The organism is Methylosinus trichosporium OB3b, assembly GCF_002752655.1.
Classification (GTDB): Bacteria; Pseudomonadota; Alphaproteobacteria; order Rhizobiales; family Beijerinckiaceae; genus Methylosinus; species Methylosinus trichosporium.
On the sequence record NZ_CP023737.1, the window covers coordinates 1,637,944 to 1,657,407 of the forward strand.

The following is a 19,464-nucleotide window of genomic DNA, read 5'->3' on the forward strand; positions in this document are numbered from 1 at the left end:
TATGAAATAATGAGACTATCAGACCCGGCTCTCTCACAATTCGAGTGATCGATTTAAGCAAATCTCAGCATGTGTCTCGGATGTTTCCGGCAGCGCCATGTCGGCGCAACGGTGCATCGACATGCAGGTCGATCAAATACTGGTGGATCTGCTGGAACAGACATTCCAGCAGACCGACAAGCTGCTCGTGCAGGGCGACGCGTCATGGGACACGGCGCTCGAGGGCGTCCGGACGGTCGTCGCCGACCTGAAAATTCGCTATCCAGGGCACAGCGACTGGATCGAGGCGCGGCTTTCCGATTGGCTTCGCGGTCACGCCCATTAGGGATTTTTGTGACGAGTCGATTTTTACGCTTGCTTGCAGCCCAGCTGTAGCGGCGTCTCCGTACGTCTCCTGATGACGGAGGGAATCATGGCGACTCGAAAATTGCGGCAGCCGCAACAGGAAAAACCGATAGCGAATATCGATCAGTTTTGCAAAATCATCATAGTGATCGATTCATTAATCGATGAGACGCGCAAAATGGACAATATGACAGAATACTTCTTACGACTGGCGAAAGCATCTTTGCTCGAAGCCGAACAGAAGCGTGCTGACGAGCGTGGTAGACACTGAGACTACAACCAGATGATTCCATATGCGCCCCGCTGGCTCGTCCGGCGGGGCTTTTTGTTGTCACGCAATGAGGGAGTGTCGCGGATTTGTCACAGGCGCGAAAAATAGCCCTTCGAGGCGACATCTTCGACCTTGGGCTCCACTCAATCGGCGCATTTCGATCCGACGTTTCGCGTCGAGGCCGACAGAAGACGCGAAGCCGATGCGCGACGTTGCGCAGCGACGGTTCAAAGACAGGAAGGTTGTTGGGATGACTGCTCTCGCAAATGAACGGCTCCCACGGAAAATGATTCTCGTGGTCGCGCTCGCCGCGGCGCTGCCTCTTGGCGGCTGCTATACCCCCGGACAACGCGCGACAGGCGGCGCCATCATCGGCGGCGTCGGCGGCGCCGGAATTGGCGCTCTGGCGTCGGGAGGCTTGCTCGGCCCGACGCTGGCCGGCGCGGCAGTCGGGGCTGCAGGCGGCGCCATCATCGGTGCGGCCACCGCGCCGCGCCGTCATGGTTGGCGTAGATATCGCCGCTATCGCCATTATTGAACGCTCGCTGTCGAACTTTCGCACCGTTGCGATTCGCCCTTGGGAGGCCGACGGCGCTTCCGGCGAAATGTGGCTCGAGCCCTCTCCCGCGTTCATGGACGATCATCTTCCGGCGCTTTTGCGGGCCAACTCGAGGCCAAAGGCGTCGAGAAATAATTGTGCGTCCCGGTGAGCATCAACGCCAGCGCGTCTATCGCGGCGGTGACAGTCTGCGCGGAATAATAGAGCGGCCCGCCGACGCGCATCCTGGCCTGCTCTCGAATAAGGGCCTCGCGACACCGCCGCAGCTCCTCGAGGAGGCGCGGCTTGTCGACGAAGGCGTCGGACCGGGAGGTTGGGCGCGCCATTGCAGGGCTCCGTTGTTCTTTTTTTGTTCTTACGCTAAGAAGGAGAGGAAGGGAAGAGCGCCGCCGGGCTGGCGAGGCCCAGGCTGTCATCCGGCTGTTGTCGATCCGCCTCATCGAGGGCCGGCTCTTTCGGGAACGATTTTTTTGATGAGGTGATCACAATGAGGAAATTGCTTGAAGCCGCCGTCGCCGTCACATTCCTCGCGCTGTCGACGCCCACCGCCCGCGCGTGGTGGGATATGGGCCACATGACCGTCGCCGCGGTCGCCTATGAGCGCCTCACGCCCGCGGCGCGCGCCCGCGCTGCGGCGCTGCTGCGGCTCAACCCGAAATTCGACAATTGGACGCGCGGCGTTCCGCCCGAAGAGCAGGACCGCGCCGCCTTCGTCCACGCGGCGACCTGGGCGGACGACATCAAGAGAAGCCGCGACTATCGGCGCAGCTCGATCGCTCAGGATGGCGCCGACGCCGTTGCGAACATCGGTTACGCCGACCATCTCGCGCACGACTATTGGCACTATGTCGACCTCCCGTACTCGCCCGACGGCACGCCCGGCGAACCGCCTCAGGCGCCGAATGCGTTGACGCAGATCGAAGCGTTTCGGCGCACACTCGCCTCGGACGCCAGCGACGACGTGAAATCCTACGATCTCGTGTGGCTGCTGCATCTGGTGGGCGACGTCCACCAGCCGCTGCACGCGACCTCGCGCTTTTCCCGGGGCCTGCCCAACGGCGATCGAGGCGGCAACACGGAAACCGTCTGCCTCGCCTTCACCTGCGGCGCGAAGCTGCACGCCTATTGGGACGGGCTGCTCGGCGATCGGGGAAGCCCGTCGGACGCCGAGGCGCTCGCGGCCACCCTGCCCTCGCCCGATGCGACGGCGGCGGCGGTCGACGATCCCGCGACCTGGGTGAAAGAGAGCGAGCGGCTTGCGGAGCAGTTCGTCTATGCCGGGCCAATCGGAGATGGCGCGGGGCCTTTCGCGCTCACGGACGCCTATCAGGCGGATGCGAAGAGGGTCGCGGAACAGCAGGTGGCGCTTGCGGGGGCGAGGCTTTCGCAACTGCTCGACAGGGCGCTTCGGTAAGCTAACTTCCCTGCCGATTTCTGTGGTAGGCTCGCGAACGACATTGCTGCGGTGGCTTCCCTGCCGATTTCCCTGTGGTAGGCTGCAGCATCGGCGCCGTCGCCCAGCAGAACAGCCGTGGCTTCCCTGCCGATTTCCCTGTGGTAGGCTCGCGGCGACGACGCCGATCGGATCGGACGCGCCGTGGCTTCCCTGCCGATTTCCCTGTGGTAGGCTCCGGCTCCCGCTTCCAATAGTTTCGCCCGAGCCGTGGCTTCCCTGCCGATTTCCCTGTGGTAGGCTGGCCCTATGCTGCGCATGAGCTACGACAAAGCCGTGGCTTCCCTGCCGATTTCCCTGTGGTAGGCTTTCGCCGAGCTCGATCACGCGCGGCATCGCGCCGTGGCTTCCCTGCCGATTTCCCTGTGGTAGGCTCATAGATGAGCCGCATTCGCGCATCCGAGGGCCGTGGCTTCCCTGCCGATTTCCCTGTGGTAGGCTTGGGTTCGCCCGGAAGTGAGAGGATGATGAGCCGTGGCTTCCCTGCCGATTTCCCTGTGGTAGGCTCCGACCGTCTGCGCATCGGGGAAGAACGACGCCGTGGCTTCCCTGCCGATTTCCCTGTGGTAGGCTGGCGGCGCACGCTGATCATGGAGACGATGGGCCGTGGCTTCCCTGCCGATTTCCCTGTGGTAGGCTGATCCGCACGCATATTCGCGACCACATCGCGCCGTGGCTTCCCTGCCGATTTCCCTGTGGTAGGCTTTTACGACATGACGGCACCGGCGCCGGCGTGCCGTGGCTTCCCTGCCGATTTCCCTGTGGTAGGCTTCTGGCGGGCTCGACAAGTCGGCGGGACCGGCCGTGGCTTCCCTGCCGATTTCCCTGTGGTAGGCTGCGTGCCGCCGGCGCGCTTAGGCACGGCGCGCCGTGGCTTCCCTGCCGATTTCCCTGTGGTAGGCTTGCAAGCGGCGCTGCGTCCCGCTTTCCTTAGCCGTGGCTTCCCTGCCGATTTCCCTGTGGTAGGCTCTCGGCGCGCGCGAGTGTGAGAGGGCGCGGGCCGTGGCTTCCCTGCCGATTTCCCTGTGGTAGGCTGGCTGCTTTCTCAGGTCATTTGCAATTCGGGCCGTGGCTTCCCTGCCGATTTCCCTGTGGTAGGCTCTATCTTGCTCGTGCCAGTTCGCGCCAGCGGCCGTGGCTTCCCTGCCGATTTCCCTGTGGTAGGCTGCATGGATCGTGACGCACCCAGAGGCGCGCGCCGTGGCTTCCCTGCCGATTTCCCTGTGGTAGGCTGTCGAGTTCTTCGATCAGCTCAATTTCCCAGCCGTGGCTTCCCTGCCGATTTCCCTGTGGTAGGCTTACAGCAGCTCGTTCGCGGCGGCGTCTGCGGCCGTGGCTTCCCTGCCGATTTCCCTGTGGTAGGCTTCGCCACGGCCTTCGCCGCCGGCTCGATCGGCCGTGGCTTCCCTGCCGATTTCCCTGTGGTAGGCTCGTCACCGCCAACGCGTGAGCATCACATGAGCCGTGGCTTCCCTGCCGATTTCCCTGTGGTAGGCTTAATCGAATGAAACCAGCTCCCGACGAATGGCCGTGGCTTCCCTGCCGATTTCCCTGTGGTAGGCTCGCTTTGACGTAACGAAATGAAAAATCTGTGATTTTCGTTCTCTTGCCGGGACTAAAATCACAATAATACCAGTTGTTGCGGTGCTATCTTTTCATTTTTCGGCGATTCGCCGATCAGGAGTTTCATGCGCGCGTATTGCCGCTCGGTGACGCTTAATGTGCGTACGCTGCCTTTCGGCGGGAGGTTCTTAGTGACCCTAACGAGATGCTTTTCCACAGCTTCTTCCCCGCGCATCACGCGCGCGTAGACTGACAGTTGCAGCATTAAAAAGCCATCGTCCTTGAGAAAATTTCGAAAACGCGTAGCATTGCGCCGTTCGACTTTCGTCTTGACCGGTAGATCGAAGAAAACGAAGAGCCACATATAACGCACCTCCTCGGCTTTCATGGGGAACTCCCCTTCGGCGTGACGAAGAACGGGAGTTTTAGAATCGCCGCGCTTCCACTCTCCATTGCCTGAACGAGGCCTTCTGCGGCCTTCTCGCTCGCGACGAGAAGACTTACGATTTCTTTTCCAACGCGTGCGTTTACGTGCAGAGCTCCTGCCATGGCACGGCGATCGTCGATTGTAAGATCGTCCGTTTTCTTGCGTTTCTCCGCGCGTGCGACTGCAATCGCGTCCACAAAGGGACGGAAGGGCTCAAGAATATCATCGGCAAGGTTGAAGGCGTTTGTCACGCTCACATGGTGCAGGCCGAGCGCGGGCAGCAAGCCGTAGGCAACGAGCGCGCGCGCCACGCAGGCGCGCACCACTGCATAGCCGTAATTCATCATCTTATTGCGCAGATCGCAGGCGTCGTCGCGCGTAAAATCCTTGTAAAGCGCGCGCCAATAGTCACGCGCGGCACGCGCCTCAACATTGTCAGGATCGCCGGAGCCGACGAGCTTCGCCATGGCCCGCAGCGCCTCAGCGTTTCTGCCGAGACTTTCGAGATGCGCCGCCTGATTGTCTATCTTGGCGACGACGACACCCTGCCAGCAACGCTTCTTGAAAGGTTCGCTCAGCAAGACCTGCTTCGCCGCGACGCCAGCCTGCCGGTGGTGCGAATGAAATGGCAGCGCGAGACCGTTGGGCGTATGGCGCGCATCGACCGAAACAATGACGACGCCCGCCTCCATGCAAGCAGAGATAAGCGTCGACGTGAGCGTCGCATGCGGCGCGTCAAGGATGATATAAGCAACGTCTTCCAGCGGAAGACGCGCCTCTCCGTCGTCCTGCGCGACGACGATCTGGTTATCGCTGAAGTTGAGCCGCGCCGGTCGGCTCAGATGTAAGCCTTTCCACGCCATGTTTCACCACGCCATGTGCGCAACTCTCGCTCGACTTCGTGCTTGCGCCCGAATCTGTCGACATTGAACTTCTTGAATTCGGTTAGGGTTCTCGCCCCGATTCCCTGCACAACGTCCGAGCTATTGCTATGAGCGGAGAGCTGAATTGCTCCAACTGACCGATTCATTCCACGATAATACCCCTCGAAAATTTCTCCCTTGCTTGAAATAACTTGCAAATAAGTCATTGGCACGAGTGACCAGCAGAACTCGTAGGAACTGTCCATCTCCGGCCATTCGTCCTCCGGTTTGTATGCTTGCACCGCCCGTATAGGCGGCGTCTTCATTGTAGCAATATCATGCGGGTAGATTGGAACGAGGTAATATTCGTATTTACCTTTCTTGCTCGCTTTGCGGAACACGTCCACCCGCGCCATCTCACCCCGGTCGACAGTCCCGGGCCTCTTGGGATTGCCGGTATCAAGAGCGATATTGACTTTGCTCTTGGTGACCAGCCGCACTTTAAAAATTGGATCGCCTTTTGGCGAGAGCGGAGGATCATCCTTGGGGCTTCCCGCCTCGATCCAGTTACGCAGTTTCTCGATCAACCGTGCATTGCGCTCTGCGTCTTTCACCCGATCGAGATCGGCCAGTTTAAGTTCGGCGACTTTCCTGCGCTCATAGACCCTCTGCTCACCCTCGCGCACAGCGATATGGCGAATGGTGGCGTCATGCGCCTTACCGCGCGCACGGCGCCGCTCCGCACGCGCTACGAAGACTTTCTCCACGGCCTCAACCGCCTGTTCGCGAAAGCCCGGCCATGGCGGCGTAACATTTTTCACGAGATCGTAGTGGAGACCTTTGTCCTCGATCTCCTGCACTTCCCTCGTCGCGCGCTGCAATAGGGATTCTGTCGTCGCCGCGATTACAATGGCGTCTAGCGCGTGATGCCGGTCATCGGGAATGCGGTCGCCCTTCGTGCTTTTCTTCATCCATTGCAGGCCCCATGCGCGACGGAGCCGGTCGGTAAGCGCGCCGGGCCGGCTGAAAACGCGGCGGCGCTCCTTGCCGTCTTTGTCTTTCTCGCCTTTCGGATAGAGCTGCTTCAGCGCCTCGGCGAGAAGGCGACAAGCCCAACGCGTGTCGTTCAGATTGCGGTTGCGAAACTTCGCCGCCGCCTCTTCTGCATTTCTGAGCTTGTAATTGCGCTTCTTGAAGCCCTTCATGTCAGCCAGGGCTTCTACGCGCACGATGAAAGCATCCCATTCTGTGTCGGTTTTTTCGGCCTTGAACCATTCGTAGGGCGTGCGGCCTTTCTTGTCCTGATTGGCCTTCGCCATGCAGAGCGTCTTGTTCGCGTACGAATCATCGGCGAAGCGACTCCAAGGCAGAATATGATCGACCTGCACCGCATCGTCTGTCGCGACGAGTTGCGACGGGCTGATATAGTCGTCCGTGTAGAGACATCTCCCCATCTGCTCGCTCCAAAGCTCGAAGCGCAGCAACTCTTCCTTGCCACGCGCTCCGTCCTGCGGCGGCCGGCCGACTTCCTTTTCGAATAGCCCGCGCAGCTTGTCCTTCTGTCTGTTTCGCTTCTCGATGCCGCGCGTGATCTCCTCGCGCTCTTCGATGGACTTGCCGACGTCGCGCGCGAGTTCGACATGGATACGATCGGGCACGCCGTATCTCTCGACGATAGCCTTGACCTGTTTTATAGACTCGATGAGGGCCTTGCGTGCTGTGGGGCTGCCGACGAGTTCACGGGAGATGCGCTCTTCCTGAAGTATTCGCTTCAGCGCTTCCCGGCCATGACCTCCGACATCGAAGGCTCCGCGCTCGCGGCTCGCGGTGTGGTCGTAGTCCGCCGCGCAGCAAGCCTTGTCATAAGTCATGCCTTGCCGCAGGCCCGAGAGAATATTGCGCGCGGCCTTCGAGGAAATGTGGCCGGCGCCGGTGAAGGGATCGAACCGGCCGTCGGAGGCCGCCGCCGTGAGCGCGTCGACGAGCGGCGCGTTGCAGCCCGCCTGTGCGAGGCCCTCGCTTATGCGGCCGATATCGCTGCGGAAGGAGATGACTTCGGCGATCTTGTCAAGCTTTTCGGGCGAGCAGAGGAGCGCCCCCCAGGCGAGTTCGCCAAGCGCATCGACGATTACGCTCCGTAGTCTGGCGGTTCCTTCAGCGGCCTTGCCCGAACGCGCGACGACATCGAGCTTGCTTTCTTCGTCGGCCTTGACGCCCACGAAGACGGTCGTCTCCGGCAGCTTTAGCTTTTTGCGTAGCGCGGTGAAGGAAACTTTCGCGGCGGCGCCGAAATCGGCCGCCGCTAATGCCAGTTCATCCCGCGTGAGCGTCCGCTCTTGCTTGCCGTCACGTAGCGTCACATGATTCAATCGCGATAGGAATCTAAATAGTTCGAAGGAATAGCCGCGTTTCGGCGCGCGCTTTTCGTCTACCTCGAATGGACAGGGGCCAACAAGCTTTTCACTGTCCTGCAAAGGCCGCTGGAAGAAGGCTGCCTTCGTGAAGGCGGTTTGGAGATCCGCTGTCGCGATGGCAGACTGAAACCGCGCCTGCGCCGTGAAAAGCGCCCGCATTTCGGCCGCAAGATCATCGCGCAAGAGCGAGCGCGAATAATCACCCTCACGATTTCGGAAGCGGCGTACGATCTCGGAGGCACCATTCTTCGTAGGTGTCTGTCTTAGGACGAAGCTTTCGTCTTCGACCAGCATTTTTGCGGCCGAACCGAACCGCGCAAGCTTTTCGCGCGTTTCGTTCACGGCCCTCTTCATCTTCGACGTGTCGTCGGCGGGATCGTTTGTCTTTGCGCCCTTGGAATTCGATTTGAAGCCGCGATGGCGTGCAATATGTCCTAGCGCGACGGCCAGTTCGACAGGTCCCAGCAATCGGTCGAGCGCCTCGGCTCTGATGCGCCAGGGGTCTAATCCAGGCTGTTTCAACGCGTCGCGGTCGGACGATGGCAGCAGTCCATGACTATGAAGAATTCGGCGGACCTCGTTCATCCTTTGGCGTCGACGTCGAACAACGCGCCGTTGTCCCCGAAAGGTGCGGCGCTGTTCGGACTTTAGCTTTGCTCCAGCCTGGGTCTTTTCCTCCGGCGCGTCGAACATCCAAGTGCCCGCGCCAATGATAGTGCCTTGCGAAAGCTCTCCCCGATTGCTTTCTTCAATCTCGATTAACGCCCAACCGAGGGAGGCAATGCCAGCGTCAAGCCCCAAGACTCGCATAAATTTGGTTCCTTCGAAAGACCAGCTCCGCCATAAAAGCCGATTGACGCGCTGAGGCCAAGCTGCTTCTATGAGTATGGGAAATCGGAAGGGAAGCCACGGCAAGGTGGTTTCATAGAAATCACTGAAGGATTACCCTCGTCACAGAAATGTGGCGGGGGGATTCCTATTGGTGGCAGAGCATGAGGTCAGATGGGCGCTTCTTGACCGACTGCGGCAGCTCCTCTTCACGTCTCCCTCCCTTTCCGCATCGCCGCTCACAACGGTTCGGTTGCAGGCTGCCAAGAAAACAGGAAAGACGGCTCCTTGCGGCGCGGACTCGGCCTCCTCACGTTCCGGAAGCCCATCTACCGGCATTGCAAAGACCATCTCAATTTATGGCATCACTTTTCGGAACAGTTTTGATGGAGAAGGGAAAATGTCGGCATGTCACGCCGGCCGGGCTTTTTGCGTTCACGGCGCCCGTTATCGCCTTCAGATTGCGATGCGGCGCGGAGGCCGCTCTCCCGGGTATGCTCAAGGATTATATCGATCTCGTGCCACACGAAGGGACGGGCGGAGGCAAAACCGCGCATAATGGAAGAACGCGAGATGGCCTTCAGCCTAATACGCCTGCACGGGCCACTGTTACCCAGCACCCCCCGTATCATGACGCCCAACACACTGGAAACAACGACGTTTTTTCGTGGGGGATTTCGAGATAGCGGGCCTCCGCTACCAATTCATAAATATTGCAATATAATCAATATATTGCTAGATGGCGCGCCGCCGATTCCACCACCAAGCCGCTACCACTTTTCTTATTGTGGCGTACGCGCTCGCAGAATAATGCGAGTTCGCCGATGGAGACCTCTTTCGTCGGAGTTTGCAAAAGCGCAGCGCCCGGACGACCGGCCCAGGCTTGAGCAGCTGGTAGACCGACACGCTGATCTCGGCCAATCTGATGAACAAAGGCGGTCCTGCTTACGCCTGTTGATCAGCCAAGTTTTAGAGGTTAGAACAAACAAGGAACATACTGATTTGGCGAGGACGAGGCGATGGCGCGCAACAAAGTGCAATTTCAGAAAGGCCTCAGCGAAAGTGCATTCGAGGCGGCCTATGGAAGCGAAGAGCAATGCCACGCGGCGCTCGTCGCCTGGCGTTGGCCCGATGGCTTCGAATGCCCCGATTGCGGTGGCAAGGCGCATTGCGTGGTGACGCGCGGCGCGCGCAAGCTGTTTCAGTGCGACGCCTGCCGAAAGCAAACGTCGGTGCGCGCCGGGACCATTTTCGCATCGAGCAAATTGCCGCTGCGCGTGTGGTTCAAAGCGATGTATCACCTCACGCAATCCAAGCAGGGAATCTCTGGCCTCGAATTGTCGCGGCGTCTCGGGATCACCTACAATGCCGCGTGGAAGTTGAAGCACAAGCTGGCGCAGGTCATGCTCGAGCGCAACGCGACGAAGCGGCTGAAGGGCAAGGTCCAGATGGACGACGCCTATCTCGGCGGCGAACGCTCGGGCGCCGTGGGGCGCGGAGCCGAGGGCAAGACGCCCTTCGTCGCCGCCGTCGAGACGACGGATGACGACAAGCCGCACAAGATCATCCTGCGGCGCGTGAAAGCGTTCAGCAAGGCGGAGTTGCGCAAGCTCGCCGGCGCCGCGCTCGAGAGTGGCGCGGCTGTCGTCTCCGACACGCACAGCGCGATCGTCACCGGGTCGGGAGCAAAAGCCGCGAAAACCCCAGCCTTCAAATGGGTCAACACCGCCCTCGGCAATATCAAGGCGGCGATCGTCGGAACCTATCGAGCCGTCGGGGAAAAACATGTCCCGCGCTACCTCGCCGAATTCGAATACCGCTTCAATCGGCGATACGATCTCGCCAACATGATCCCGCGCCTTGCCGTCATCGCGACAGCAACAGCCCCGATGCCCTACCGCCTCCTCAAGCTGGCGGACTTTCAGGCGTAAGCAGGAAGGCGGTTGTCGTTGCCGCGGGCGACGGCTGTGCGTCGCCGTGCCGAACGGCCATCGCAAGACGGCCACTTTGATGGCCGGCATCCGCTGTTGGCGGGCTCGTCGTGGTGAAGGTATATATTATCACGCCGCTCTGTTCGAGGAATGGGTAGAAAAATACCTCCGTTCCCACGTTCTCGAACGGCGACGTCGTCGTCATGGCGCATTCGTGAATGCCGTGCCCCGGACAACGCCAGGACACGGCGCCTTGTCTATCTTCTTTGCGCAGAGTTCTCGATCAAGACACCAATGCTGTCGACAATAGCCGCGTATACGGCAGTTGTCCGTGCGTTCCCTCCTTTCTGATTCTGAACGATTTCGCCCAAGCTCGCCATGTTGAACCTACGCAACGCGGGCACGAGGGTGTCTGGGTCGAAGCCCTCAGGTGGATTAGCGAAGATCCGGATTAGGGCTCCAAACACCGACGCGCCATGCGTCAGGGGTTGCCCCTCGAATGCCTCGGCCATGCATGTCAACGCGGCCGAGACCACCGCGTCACCGTGCCGGTTGAGCGCGATCGCAATGGATGAAGTGAAGGCTACCTCTCCTGGTGTCCAGGCCGTTGAGGAAGTGTTCCGCGCGATCTTTAGCTTAGCCTCTGTCACCAAGCGCAAGATACTCAATGCATCCTCATCGCCCACAGCCGGCGCCGCACGAAAGTCGTCTAAACGATTCATCGGTTTGCGCGCCCTGTTCGCAACGATGAACATGCGGGCCTCGTCCTCGGGGCTGTCATAAGTGAAAAGGCAGCACGGTAGCTGAGGCAGATCGCCACGGCGAACAGCCGCAGCCCAACGATGTTGCCCATCTATGATAACTTTTGAACTGTCCGCACGCCGCGAGACGACGAGCGGCGCGCAGAGCCGCCAATCGAAGTTGGCTGCTATGCTGGTAATCAGCCGCCGCGATCCTTCGTTGTCGATCGAGCGCTGATAGGATTGATCAACGGTTAGCCCCTCTTATTCGTGACGGTCCGATTTTTTGCATCGTCGGGCCGTTCGGCTCGCGGGCCGCGCGGGGGCGTTCGGCTTTTTCACCGCTTCGAGGATCGCACTTTCGGGAACGCGTTGGGAGGAATGGGAGAGACGAGAGGGGGCGCGCCGCCCCGTCGATCATGGTCCTGCGGGCATGAGCAGCGCCGCCGGCATGGAGCAGAAGAGATCGGCCTCGGGGCAGGCGGCGGCGAAGGCGAGGCGCACGCGGCTCGCGGTCTCGATCACGCGCGCGGCGATCTTCAGCAATCGCAGGCGCAGAGTCGAGAACTCGGCTTTGGCGAGGTCGCGCGGGCGCGGGATCGCGTCGCGCACGCCGAGCATCAGCCAATAGGCGGCGGTGTGCAGGACGAGGCGCACCTGATTGGCGAGCGCCGAACGACACGAGGTTCGATCGGAGCAAAGCTGCGTCTTGTGCAGCTTGATGAGATTCTCCGCCTGTCCGCGCGCGCAGTAGAGACTCTCATAGAGCCATTGCGGCGCGCCATGCGCGCGATTGGTGACGATGAAGCGAATGTCGAGGCCGAGCCGCGTCGCCTCGATGCGGGCGATCGCGCGGCGCTCTCTGTCCCAGGACTTGGCCCGGTGACGCGTCTCGGCATAGCCTCGCACGACGTCCTTGTCGTCGAGGGCGCGCTCGACGCGGACGGCGTCCGCCGTCTCCTCGACCTTCTTGGACAGCGGCTTGGTTCCGGGAAGGCCGAAGACGTAATCGACGCCGTGATCCTCGCACCAGGCCATCGCCTCGGGCCGCGCATAATGCCCGTCGCCGCGAAACAGGATGCCCGTCGTCGGCCAAGACTTGCGGATATGCCGCACGAGCCGGCGCAGATGCGCTCTCACCTCGACGCCGGACGGCGTCTTGCCCGGGCGCAGGATCATAACGACGGGACGGCTCTGCTCGGTGTCATAGACATGGATCGGCAGAAAGCAGCGCTCGTCATAATGGGCGTTGAACAACGACAATTGCTGATGGCCATGCGCGATGTCGCAGGTGTCGTCGATGTCGAGTGTGACCGAAGATGGCGGCTTCTCGTAGGAGGCCATCCATTGGTCGACGAGCGCATAGGTCAGGCGGATCACGTCGCGCAGGGCCGGCGCGTTCTCGAGCCGCGACAGCGTCGGCTGCGAAGCGAGATCGCGGCCCGTGTCGGGCAGGCGCCCGCAGGCGAGCTTGAACGCCGGATCGGAGCGCAGAAAATCGAGATCGTCGGCGTCCTCATAGCCGCAGCCGATCGCGAAGATGCGGGCGCGGATCATATCGGCGAGCGTGTGGGTGATGCGCGCAGGATCGCGGCGATCGGGAAAGCAGCGCGCCAGCCGTTCGGCGACGCCGAGCCGGCGCTCCGCCATGGCGAGCAGCATGACGCCGCCGTCCGAGGAGATGCGGCCGCCGTCGAAAGCGGCTGTGATTTTCTTGCCCTGGACGGCTGGAAACGAGAAGGCGGGGAACGTATCGTCTGTCATGGCGGGCGTGGCAGGCCGGTGCAGCGGGAAAGGGTTGGTGTCAACAACCAAATCCTACGCCGTTTCAGTGATCTATGCTACGCTCGCCACCCTTCCAACAGCGCCTTCATGAATAAGACGGGTTAGCTCGAGTGTGTGCACCCATTCGATGCTCGGCATGGAGCCTATCGCTGGGCGAAAGGCGATTTTGCGCGCGACGCCGCGTTTCTTGCCTCTCCCAGATTTGGTTCTGGTTCCGAATTGGGCGGACTTTCCGGGTCCGATCGCGGTCACTACGGACGCAGTTTCCGCTTTGAGCCCTTCTATGAATTCGATTACCTCATCAGGAGTTCGGGATGATAGTTCGCCGCAATGTTGGATCACTACATTGCCGACATGAACCCGGGCGGTTCCAACTGGCGTAGAGATGAGGAAAGTGCCGTTAGACGCGACTTTACCGGCCATGTGTGCACGCACCCAGTCAGGTATCGGGGCGCCATTGTTAGCCCAAGTGCGTACATCATTGGGCATGCAAATGCGTTTCTGAATTGTCATGGTCGATCTCCTAAAAACTCGCGAGCAAGGGCGCGCGAGATGCCTACGGTAGGCGACTGTTACGCAGTCAGGAATCCGCGATCGATCCGACAAGACGTGAATGGAACATTGTAATGGCGCTGGTCTAGCCGACTTCCCGCCTCGCCAACGGCGCTGTGGATATCTGCAATGATCTCACTGATTTGGAGACGAATTTCGTGCCCATTATATTTGTAGCGTTGGTATATTAGCCTGAGAAACGCCTCCGCGGATGCAGGACGGACACGGCGCGCAAATACGTGGTTTCGGAAACGACGTTCTACTATTGGAAGGCCAAGTTCGACGGCATTGACGTTCGGAGGCAGATACGGCCGAAAACGCACGTCTGAAGAAGCTCATGGCCGATCAGATGCTTGACGCGGCGGCGCTTCGCCAACTCTTGGCAAAAAGTGGTAGGGCCTGCCGTCAAACGCGACGCCGTCGCGCACCTTCGGGTCGTGATGGGCGTGTCGGAACATCGGGCCTGCCGGATCGTCGCCATCGACCGCAAGATGGCGCGCTACTCGTCGAGGTGCTCGGCCGACGCCGAGCTGCGCGATTTCACTAGCGCAACCTGCTCCCGATCCGACGTTCGCGCCGCTACGACTACACCGTTTGCGTGGTCAGACGCGGTTCGTTGCGCGTGATCGCCGCGAGGATTCGCGCCGCCCCGGCGAGAGCCGGCGCCACGCCGTCGATCGCGGCGCCACTCGAAAGCGATTGCATCTCTTCGAGAAGGGCCATGGCTTCCGACGGCAGCGCCCCGCAATCGACCAAGCGGCGGATGTCGCTATCGGCAGCGCTCTGGCCGTGGACGGGCGCCTCTCCCCGCGTCGCCAGCAACGCCGTCGCCATGGCGCGCAGCGATTTGGCGAGCAGCGCCGGCGCCTCCTCCGGAAACCCTCCGTCGGCCAAGGTCTTCGCCATCCGCAGCGCGCGATCGGCCTCGGCCATGGCTTCGGCCTCTCGGGGCCCAGCGCTCGCGGCGACGGGCGATTCCGCAGGCAGACCGCGCGCTCGATGGAGCTCCCGCGCTTCGAAGGCGAATTGAAGCAGACCCGCGGCGGCCAAGCGCCGCATGGCGCGCCATGCGGCCGCGTCCACGAATTCTGCGGTGAAGGCGTCGGCTTCCGCCGCGCGCGCGGCTTCGGCCGCCAATCCCTCGTCATCCGTGTCGAGAACGACGAGCAGATGCGGCCTTCCATCGGCGCCGCGGCGCTCTTCGACGAGCAAGGCCTTTTCACCGAGACGTTCGACGAGATCCCCGACGAATGCGTCCTGCGCCGAAGCCATCCGCGGTCCGCCGCGCGCGGGCTCGCCCATCATCGCTTGCATCCGCTCGATGAAGGCGCCGCGCCCGGACGGCATTTTCAGCGCCGAAATATCGCCGGCGCCGTCGAGCACGCCATCGGCGAGCGCCTGCTTCTGGCCGATGAGGTGAAGAATGCTGTGCTCGATGCTGCCTTCCGTGACGAGATTGACGACCGACACGGAGCGGGGCTGGTTCTTGCGCCAGGCCCTGGCGATGCGCTGCTCGAGCTTGGCCGGATTCCAGGGCAGATCGACGTTCACGACGGCGCTCGCCACCTGCAGATTGAGCCCGACGCTGCCGCTGTCGGTGGAGAAGAACAGCCGGCAGGCGGGATCGCGCTTGAACCGGTTGATCTCGGCGCGGCGGCGTTCCTGCGGCAGCGAGCCCGTGTGCCACGCCGCTTCGACTCCCATCTCGCCGGCGAGTTCACGCACCATCGTCAGCATCCGTTCCCATTCGGAGAAGACGATGACTTTCCGTTCCGGCTCGTCGAGAAGATCGGCGAGGATTTTCTCCAGCTCCTCAAGCTTGGGGCTGATGCGGCAGGTCGGATCGAGAATCGCCGGCGTGTCGCAAACCATGCGCATGCAGGCGAGCAATTGCTGCAGTCGATCGAACTCATCCTGCCGCAGCGGACGCCGCTGCGCTTCGGCGATCAAACGCGCCGCTGGCGCGCGGTAATCCTCGTAACGAAGCTTCTGCTCCTCCGCCATGGGAACGAAATAGGTCTTGACCGTGCGGCCGGGCAGCTCCTTCTCGACATCGGCCTTGCGCCGGCGCAGCATCAGCGAAGCGATGCGGTCGCGCAGCGCGGCGAGATTTTTGTACTCTATCGGACGTCCGCGCTCGTCGAGCTCGTAGAATTCGCGGTTGAAGCGGAACAGCGGGCCGAGCAGCTCCGGATCGAGATATTGGACGATCGAATAGAGCTCGTCGATCCGGTTCTCGATCGGCGTGCCGGTCAGAACGAAGGCGTAGGGGGAGCGGAGCGACTTCACGCGGCGCGCCGTTTTCGTCTGCCAGTTCTTGATGCGCTGCGCCTCGTCGAGCACGACGATGTCCGGCTTCAATATCTCGTTGATGTCGGGGGCGTCGCTCAGCACCTGCTCGTAATTGACGATGGTGAAGAAGGCCGGCGCGCGATAGGCCGCGAGGCGCTGGGCGCGCGGTCCGAACACGAGCCCGGTCGCGCGAGCGCTGAAGCAGGCAATCTGCTCTTCCCATTCCGCCTTCAGCGACGCCGGGCAGACGACGACCACCCGCTCGACGCCCTTGCGCCGCGCCAGCAGCTCGCAGCCGGCGATGGCCTGAATGGTCTTGCCGAGCCCCATGTCGTCGGCGAGTAGCACGCGCTCGCCGAAGGCGAGATGCATCGCTCCCTCTCGCTGATACGGCAATAGCGGATGGGTCAGGACGTCGAGCGTCGCGCGGCCAGCGGCAACATCGGCGGAGAAGGCGGCGGCCGCTTCGACACGTTCGCGCCGGCGTCTCGCCCGCTCCAGCCAGGGAGCGAAATGGCGGGAGATTCGGATGGTCGCGCGCATGGCGGGCTGCGCCTTCGCCAAAGCCGCCGTCAGCTCCTCGATCCGCTGCGGCGATGCGGCGAACGTCCCGTCTTCATCGAGCCATGGGCGCAGCCATTCGCGCGCCTTCGCCAGCGATTTCGCCTCCGCCGTCGTCGGCCAGGCGATGGCCGGCGTCGCCTCGCCGCGACGATCGAGAAATATCTCGATCCTCGGCCCGCCTTGCGCCGCCGCCGCGCGAAAAACCCGCGCCCGTCCACGCCGGAGCGCCGCCAGCGCGCCTTCTATGTGCTTGCAGGTACCGAGCGCGTTGACCCGGTGGTCGATGCAACCGCAGGAATTCGTGAGGCCGTCGAGGCTTCTTATCTCCACCTCGTAATCGGCGCCACTCGTCGAGCGGACCCGGAAATCACCGAAAAATTCCTGGCTCGAATCGTGCGCGACGACATCGAGGATTTCGGTGCTGCCCCGCCAGCGCCGCAGATCGATCTCGTCCTCGTCGCTCGTGCGCCAACCGAGAGCGGGTTTGCGTTCGAGCACGGCGGCGGCTTTCCTCTTTCGGGCGGCCTTGCCCGCCTCCTTGCGCGGTGAAAGGTTCTCGGCTTTCGTCCGTCTCGACATTTCGAGTCTCTGTCACTCGGTTGCTAAAACGCACGACGCTCGGGCATAACCGCTCCGCTGTGTCGACCGTCTACGATCTCGTCCATCTATGGTCCCCCTCGCATGTCCTCCGCAATAGATTGCGCCCGCGGATACACAGGATTTGTTTGCGGGCTGTGGATCCGATGCTGGCCAGGCGGCCTCATACGCTTCCGATATCTAGGCCCAGAGTGGACGCGCCGGTCCTGGCTGGCTTCCGGGAAGCTGCTCACGGAACCAACCGGAGCCTCCGGCTCTCCGCGCATTTTGCGAAGGATCTTTCCATCATCTCAAAAATGAGATAATAGCGATCATGGCTTGGCGCGTCGAAATCCTGAACGAGACAGTCGTCGCGGAAATCGCCGCCCTTCCGGCGGACATGCAGGCGCGGTTTCTCCGGCTTGCCGAGCGCATAAACTCGGCCGGTCTCGAAAGTCTGAGCGAGCCACACGTAAAGCACCTAGAAGGGAAACTGTGGGAATTACGCCTAACGGGCCGAGACGGAATAGCCCGAGCGCTTTACGTCACGACGGTCGGCCGCAAGGTCGTGGTGCTCAGGGCCTTTGTGAAGAAGACCCAAAAAACGCCACGCGCCGAAATCGAGCTTGCGTTACGTCGAGCAAAGGAGGTGATATGACGATTCCATTCGAAAAGATCAAAGCTCGCCTTATGACCAACCCCGCGGTCAAGGCCGAATACGACGCGCTCGCTCCCGAATTCGAGATTTCCGCAGAGCTGGTCAAAGCTCGCCTTCGTGCCGGCCTCTCTCAGGCCGAATTGGCGACACGCATGGGCACGAGCCAGTCGGCGATTGCTCGGCTGGAGAGCGGGCAAACGTTGCCGAGCACGAAGACTCTTTTGCGCTTCGCCGAGGCGACGGGGAGCAAGTTTCACGTTCGCCTCTCTGCGGCTTGACCCTTATCGAGTCGGGAGCGGCCCATTTCCAATCGACGCCTTCGAAGGTCACCCTATCGAGGCTGCGCGTTCAAGCGCAGCAACGGAGGCAATAGCGTATATTTGGGTGTTGTGGGGAAAGTCGGTATCGTTCCTCCGCTACAACTTAACCTATTGTTTTACATTCGCATTTTCACTCACCCTTGTCAATCGGCATCCAAAATTGACCCCCGATCGGCGTTCAAAATTGACCCCCATTTGTCGTAGGGCGGAACGTGAGCGCTCGCCCCTGCGGAGCTGGCGGGATAGCGCAGCCGGGGCGAGTGCGTTTCGGTTCGGGATGTGATCGGGAGCGTCAGGCGCGGTTCTTGAAGCGCCAGCTTTCGTTGCCGGTCTCGACGATGTCGCAATGGTGAGTGAGGCGGTCGAGCAGCGCGCTGGTCATTTTCGCATCGCCGAACACGCTCGGCCATTCGCCGAAAGCGAGATTGGTGGTGACGATGATCGAGGTTCGTTCGTAGAGCCGACTGATCAGATGGAAGAGCAATTGTCCGCCCGACTGCGCGAACGGCAAGTAGCCGAGCTCATCGAGTATGATGAAGTCCATTCTCGTGAGATAGTCCGCAAAGCGTCCCTGACGACCGCCTCGCGCTTCGCTCTCGAGCCGGTTGACGAGCTCGACGGTGTTGAAGAATCGGCCACGTTTTCCAGCGCGAATACAGCTTCTGGCGATCGCTATCGAAAGATGAGTCTTCCCCGTGCCGGTTCCGCCGACGAGAACGCAATTACGTTGTTGGTCGAGGAAGCCGCCGCCTGCGAGATCGCGCGCCAGAGCTTCATTGATCGGCGCGCCCTCGAACTGGAAGTCCTCGACGTCCTTCGCCAATGGCAGCTTCGCGACCGTCATCTGATATTTGATCGAGCGCGCATGTTTTTCGGCGATTTCCGCCTGGAGAAGATCGCCGACGATGCGCGGCGGCTCATGCTGCCGCTTTATGCCCGTCGACATCACCTCGTCATAGGCGCTCCTCATGCCGAAGAGCTTGAGCTCTCCCATGAGATCGAAGAACTGTGTGCGTTCCATCAGGCCGTTCTCCTCAATTGATCATAGCGGGCGCAGTCGGCGAGCGGCATGTGCAGCAGCGTCAACGACTGGGGTGTGGGAATCGCCGGCGGTGGCGGCGGCTCGCGCCGGCGGGCGAGAATGTTGAGAATGACGTCGGCGGAATGGACGCCTTGGCCGAGCGCCTCCGCGCAGGCTGCCTCGACAGCGGTCAATCCATCGTCGACGACGGCGGCCAGAATCTTGACCATTTGTCGATCGCCGTCGTCGCCGGTGAGCTTGCGTCGCACGCGTTCGATCGGTAAGCATTCGCCGTGGGCCGC

15 protein-coding genes, 2 pseudogenes and 1 CRISPR repeat array are annotated in these 19,464 nt (G+C 61.4%); of the genes and pseudogenes, 8 read left to right on the forward strand and 9 right to left on the reverse strand.

The window, feature by feature from the left end; genetic code table 11:
- Positions 1–97: 97 nt before the first annotated feature.
- From CQW49_RS07960 to CQW49_RS07970, 3 genes are all read left to right on the forward strand, one after another.
- A complete protein-coding gene (locus CQW49_RS07960; RefSeq protein ID WP_003611045.1) occupies positions 98–325 on the forward strand; it encodes a hypothetical protein in 228 nt (75 codons plus the stop codon).
- An 87-nt stretch (positions 326–412) separates the two neighbouring features.
- The gene (locus CQW49_RS07965) at positions 413–616 is read left to right on the forward strand and encodes a hypothetical protein (RefSeq protein ID WP_155931294.1); all 204 of its coding nucleotides are present in this window, start codon (positions 413–415) and stop codon (positions 614–616) included.
- A gap of 286 nt (positions 617–902) precedes the next feature.
- On the forward strand, positions 903–1,154 hold the full coding sequence (locus CQW49_RS07970) for a hypothetical protein (RefSeq protein ID WP_040566510.1): 252 nt from the start codon (positions 903–905) through the stop codon (positions 1,152–1,154).
- 92 nt (positions 1,155–1,246) lie between these two features.
- Here CQW49_RS07970 and CQW49_RS07975 read toward each other — a convergent pair whose 3' ends face one another.
- The gene (locus CQW49_RS07975; protein WP_003611041.1) at positions 1,247–1,501 is read right to left on the reverse strand and encodes a hypothetical protein; all 255 of its coding nucleotides are present in this window, start codon (positions 1,499–1,501) and stop codon (positions 1,247–1,249) included.
- A 161-nt stretch (positions 1,502–1,662) separates the two neighbouring features.
- Here CQW49_RS07975 and CQW49_RS07980 point away from each other — a divergent pair, with 161 nt between their 5' ends.
- Positions 1,663–2,589: a S1/P1 nuclease gene (locus CQW49_RS07980; RefSeq protein ID WP_003611038.1), complete on the forward strand. Its 927-nt coding sequence runs from the start codon at positions 1,663–1,665 to the stop codon at positions 2,587–2,589.
- A 48-nt stretch (positions 2,590–2,637) separates the two neighbouring features.
- A CRISPR array of direct repeats spans positions 2,638–4,191; the repeat unit is 36 nt; unit sequence GCCGTGGCTTCCCTGCCGATTTCCCTGTGGTAGGCT.
- A 58-nt stretch (positions 4,192–4,249) separates the two neighbouring features.
- Here CQW49_RS07980 and cas2 read toward each other — a convergent pair.
- From cas2 to cas9, 3 genes are read right to left on the reverse strand one after another with little or no spacing between them, the layout of a single operon-like run.
- Positions 4,250–4,579 (reverse strand): CRISPR-associated endonuclease Cas2, encoded by a 330-nt coding sequence (cas2, locus tag CQW49_RS07985; RefSeq protein WP_003611036.1) that lies wholly within the window; start codon positions 4,577–4,579, stop codon positions 4,250–4,252.
- Complete coding sequence (gene cas1, locus CQW49_RS07990; protein ID WP_003611035.1) at positions 4,576–5,481, reverse strand: type II CRISPR-associated endonuclease Cas1; 906 nt, start codon at positions 5,479–5,481, stop codon at positions 4,576–4,578. Before cas1 ends, cas2 begins: the two co-directional genes overlap by 4 nt.
- Positions 5,457–8,705, reverse strand: coding sequence for a type II CRISPR RNA-guided endonuclease Cas9 (cas9, locus tag CQW49_RS07995; protein WP_003611034.1), 3,249 nt, complete (start codon positions 8,703–8,705; stop codon positions 5,457–5,459). The genes cas1 and cas9 overlap by 25 nt, the downstream gene beginning before the upstream one ends.
- 1,037 nt (positions 8,706–9,742) lie before the next feature.
- Between cas9 and CQW49_RS08000 the strand changes: the two genes are divergently transcribed.
- Positions 9,743–10,654, forward strand: coding sequence for an IS1595 family transposase (locus tag CQW49_RS08000; RefSeq protein WP_003611033.1), 912 nt, complete (start codon positions 9,743–9,745; stop codon positions 10,652–10,654).
- A gap of 257 nt (positions 10,655–10,911) precedes the next feature.
- Here CQW49_RS08000 and CQW49_RS08005 read toward each other — a convergent pair whose 3' ends face one another.
- Complete coding sequence (locus CQW49_RS08005; RefSeq protein WP_420845620.1) at positions 10,912–11,622, reverse strand: DUF6551 family protein; 711 nt, start codon at positions 11,620–11,622, stop codon at positions 10,912–10,914.
- A 189-nt stretch (positions 11,623–11,811) separates the two neighbouring features.
- On the reverse strand, positions 11,812–13,158 hold the full coding sequence (locus CQW49_RS08015) for an IS1380 family transposase (protein WP_003616184.1): 1,347 nt from the start codon (positions 13,156–13,158) through the stop codon (positions 11,812–11,814).
- Positions 13,159–13,952: 794 nt separating this feature from the next.
- On the opposite strand from CQW49_RS08015, the pseudogene CQW49_RS25520 reads away from it, so the two are divergent.
- A pseudogene (locus CQW49_RS25520) lies at positions 13,953–14,267 on the forward strand (IS3 family transposase); the annotation flags it as partial.
- Between the two features lie 49 nt (positions 14,268–14,316).
- Here the strand turns inward: CQW49_RS25520 and CQW49_RS08020 are convergent.
- A complete protein-coding gene (locus CQW49_RS08020) occupies positions 14,317–17,166 on the reverse strand; it encodes a DEAD/DEAH box helicase (protein ID WP_003615900.1) in 2,850 nt (949 codons plus the stop codon).
- 331 nt (positions 17,167–17,497) lie between these two features.
- Here CQW49_RS08020 and CQW49_RS08025 point away from each other — a divergent pair, with 331 nt between their 5' ends.
- A complete protein-coding gene (locus CQW49_RS08025) occupies positions 17,498–17,821 on the forward strand; it encodes a type II toxin-antitoxin system RelE/ParE family toxin (RefSeq protein WP_003615898.1) in 324 nt (107 codons plus the stop codon).
- The gene (locus CQW49_RS08030; protein ID WP_003615896.1) at positions 17,818–18,099 is read left to right on the forward strand and encodes a helix-turn-helix domain-containing protein; all 282 of its coding nucleotides are present in this window, start codon (positions 17,818–17,820) and stop codon (positions 18,097–18,099) included. The genes CQW49_RS08025 and CQW49_RS08030 overlap by 4 nt, the downstream gene beginning before the upstream one ends.
- A 334-nt stretch (positions 18,100–18,433) precedes the next feature.
- On the opposite strand, the gene istB is transcribed toward CQW49_RS08030, so the two are convergent.
- Both istB and CQW49_RS08040 read right to left on the reverse strand, forming a co-directional pair.
- On the reverse strand, positions 18,434–19,162 hold the full coding sequence (gene istB / locus CQW49_RS08035; RefSeq protein WP_024749851.1) for an IS21-like element helper ATPase IstB: 729 nt from the start codon (positions 19,160–19,162) through the stop codon (positions 18,434–18,436).
- A pseudogene (locus CQW49_RS08040) lies at positions 19,162–19,440 on the reverse strand (IS21 family transposase); the annotation flags it as partial. The gene istB and the pseudogene CQW49_RS08040, both read right to left, overlap by 1 nt.
- Positions 19,441–19,464: the final 24 nt, after the last annotated feature.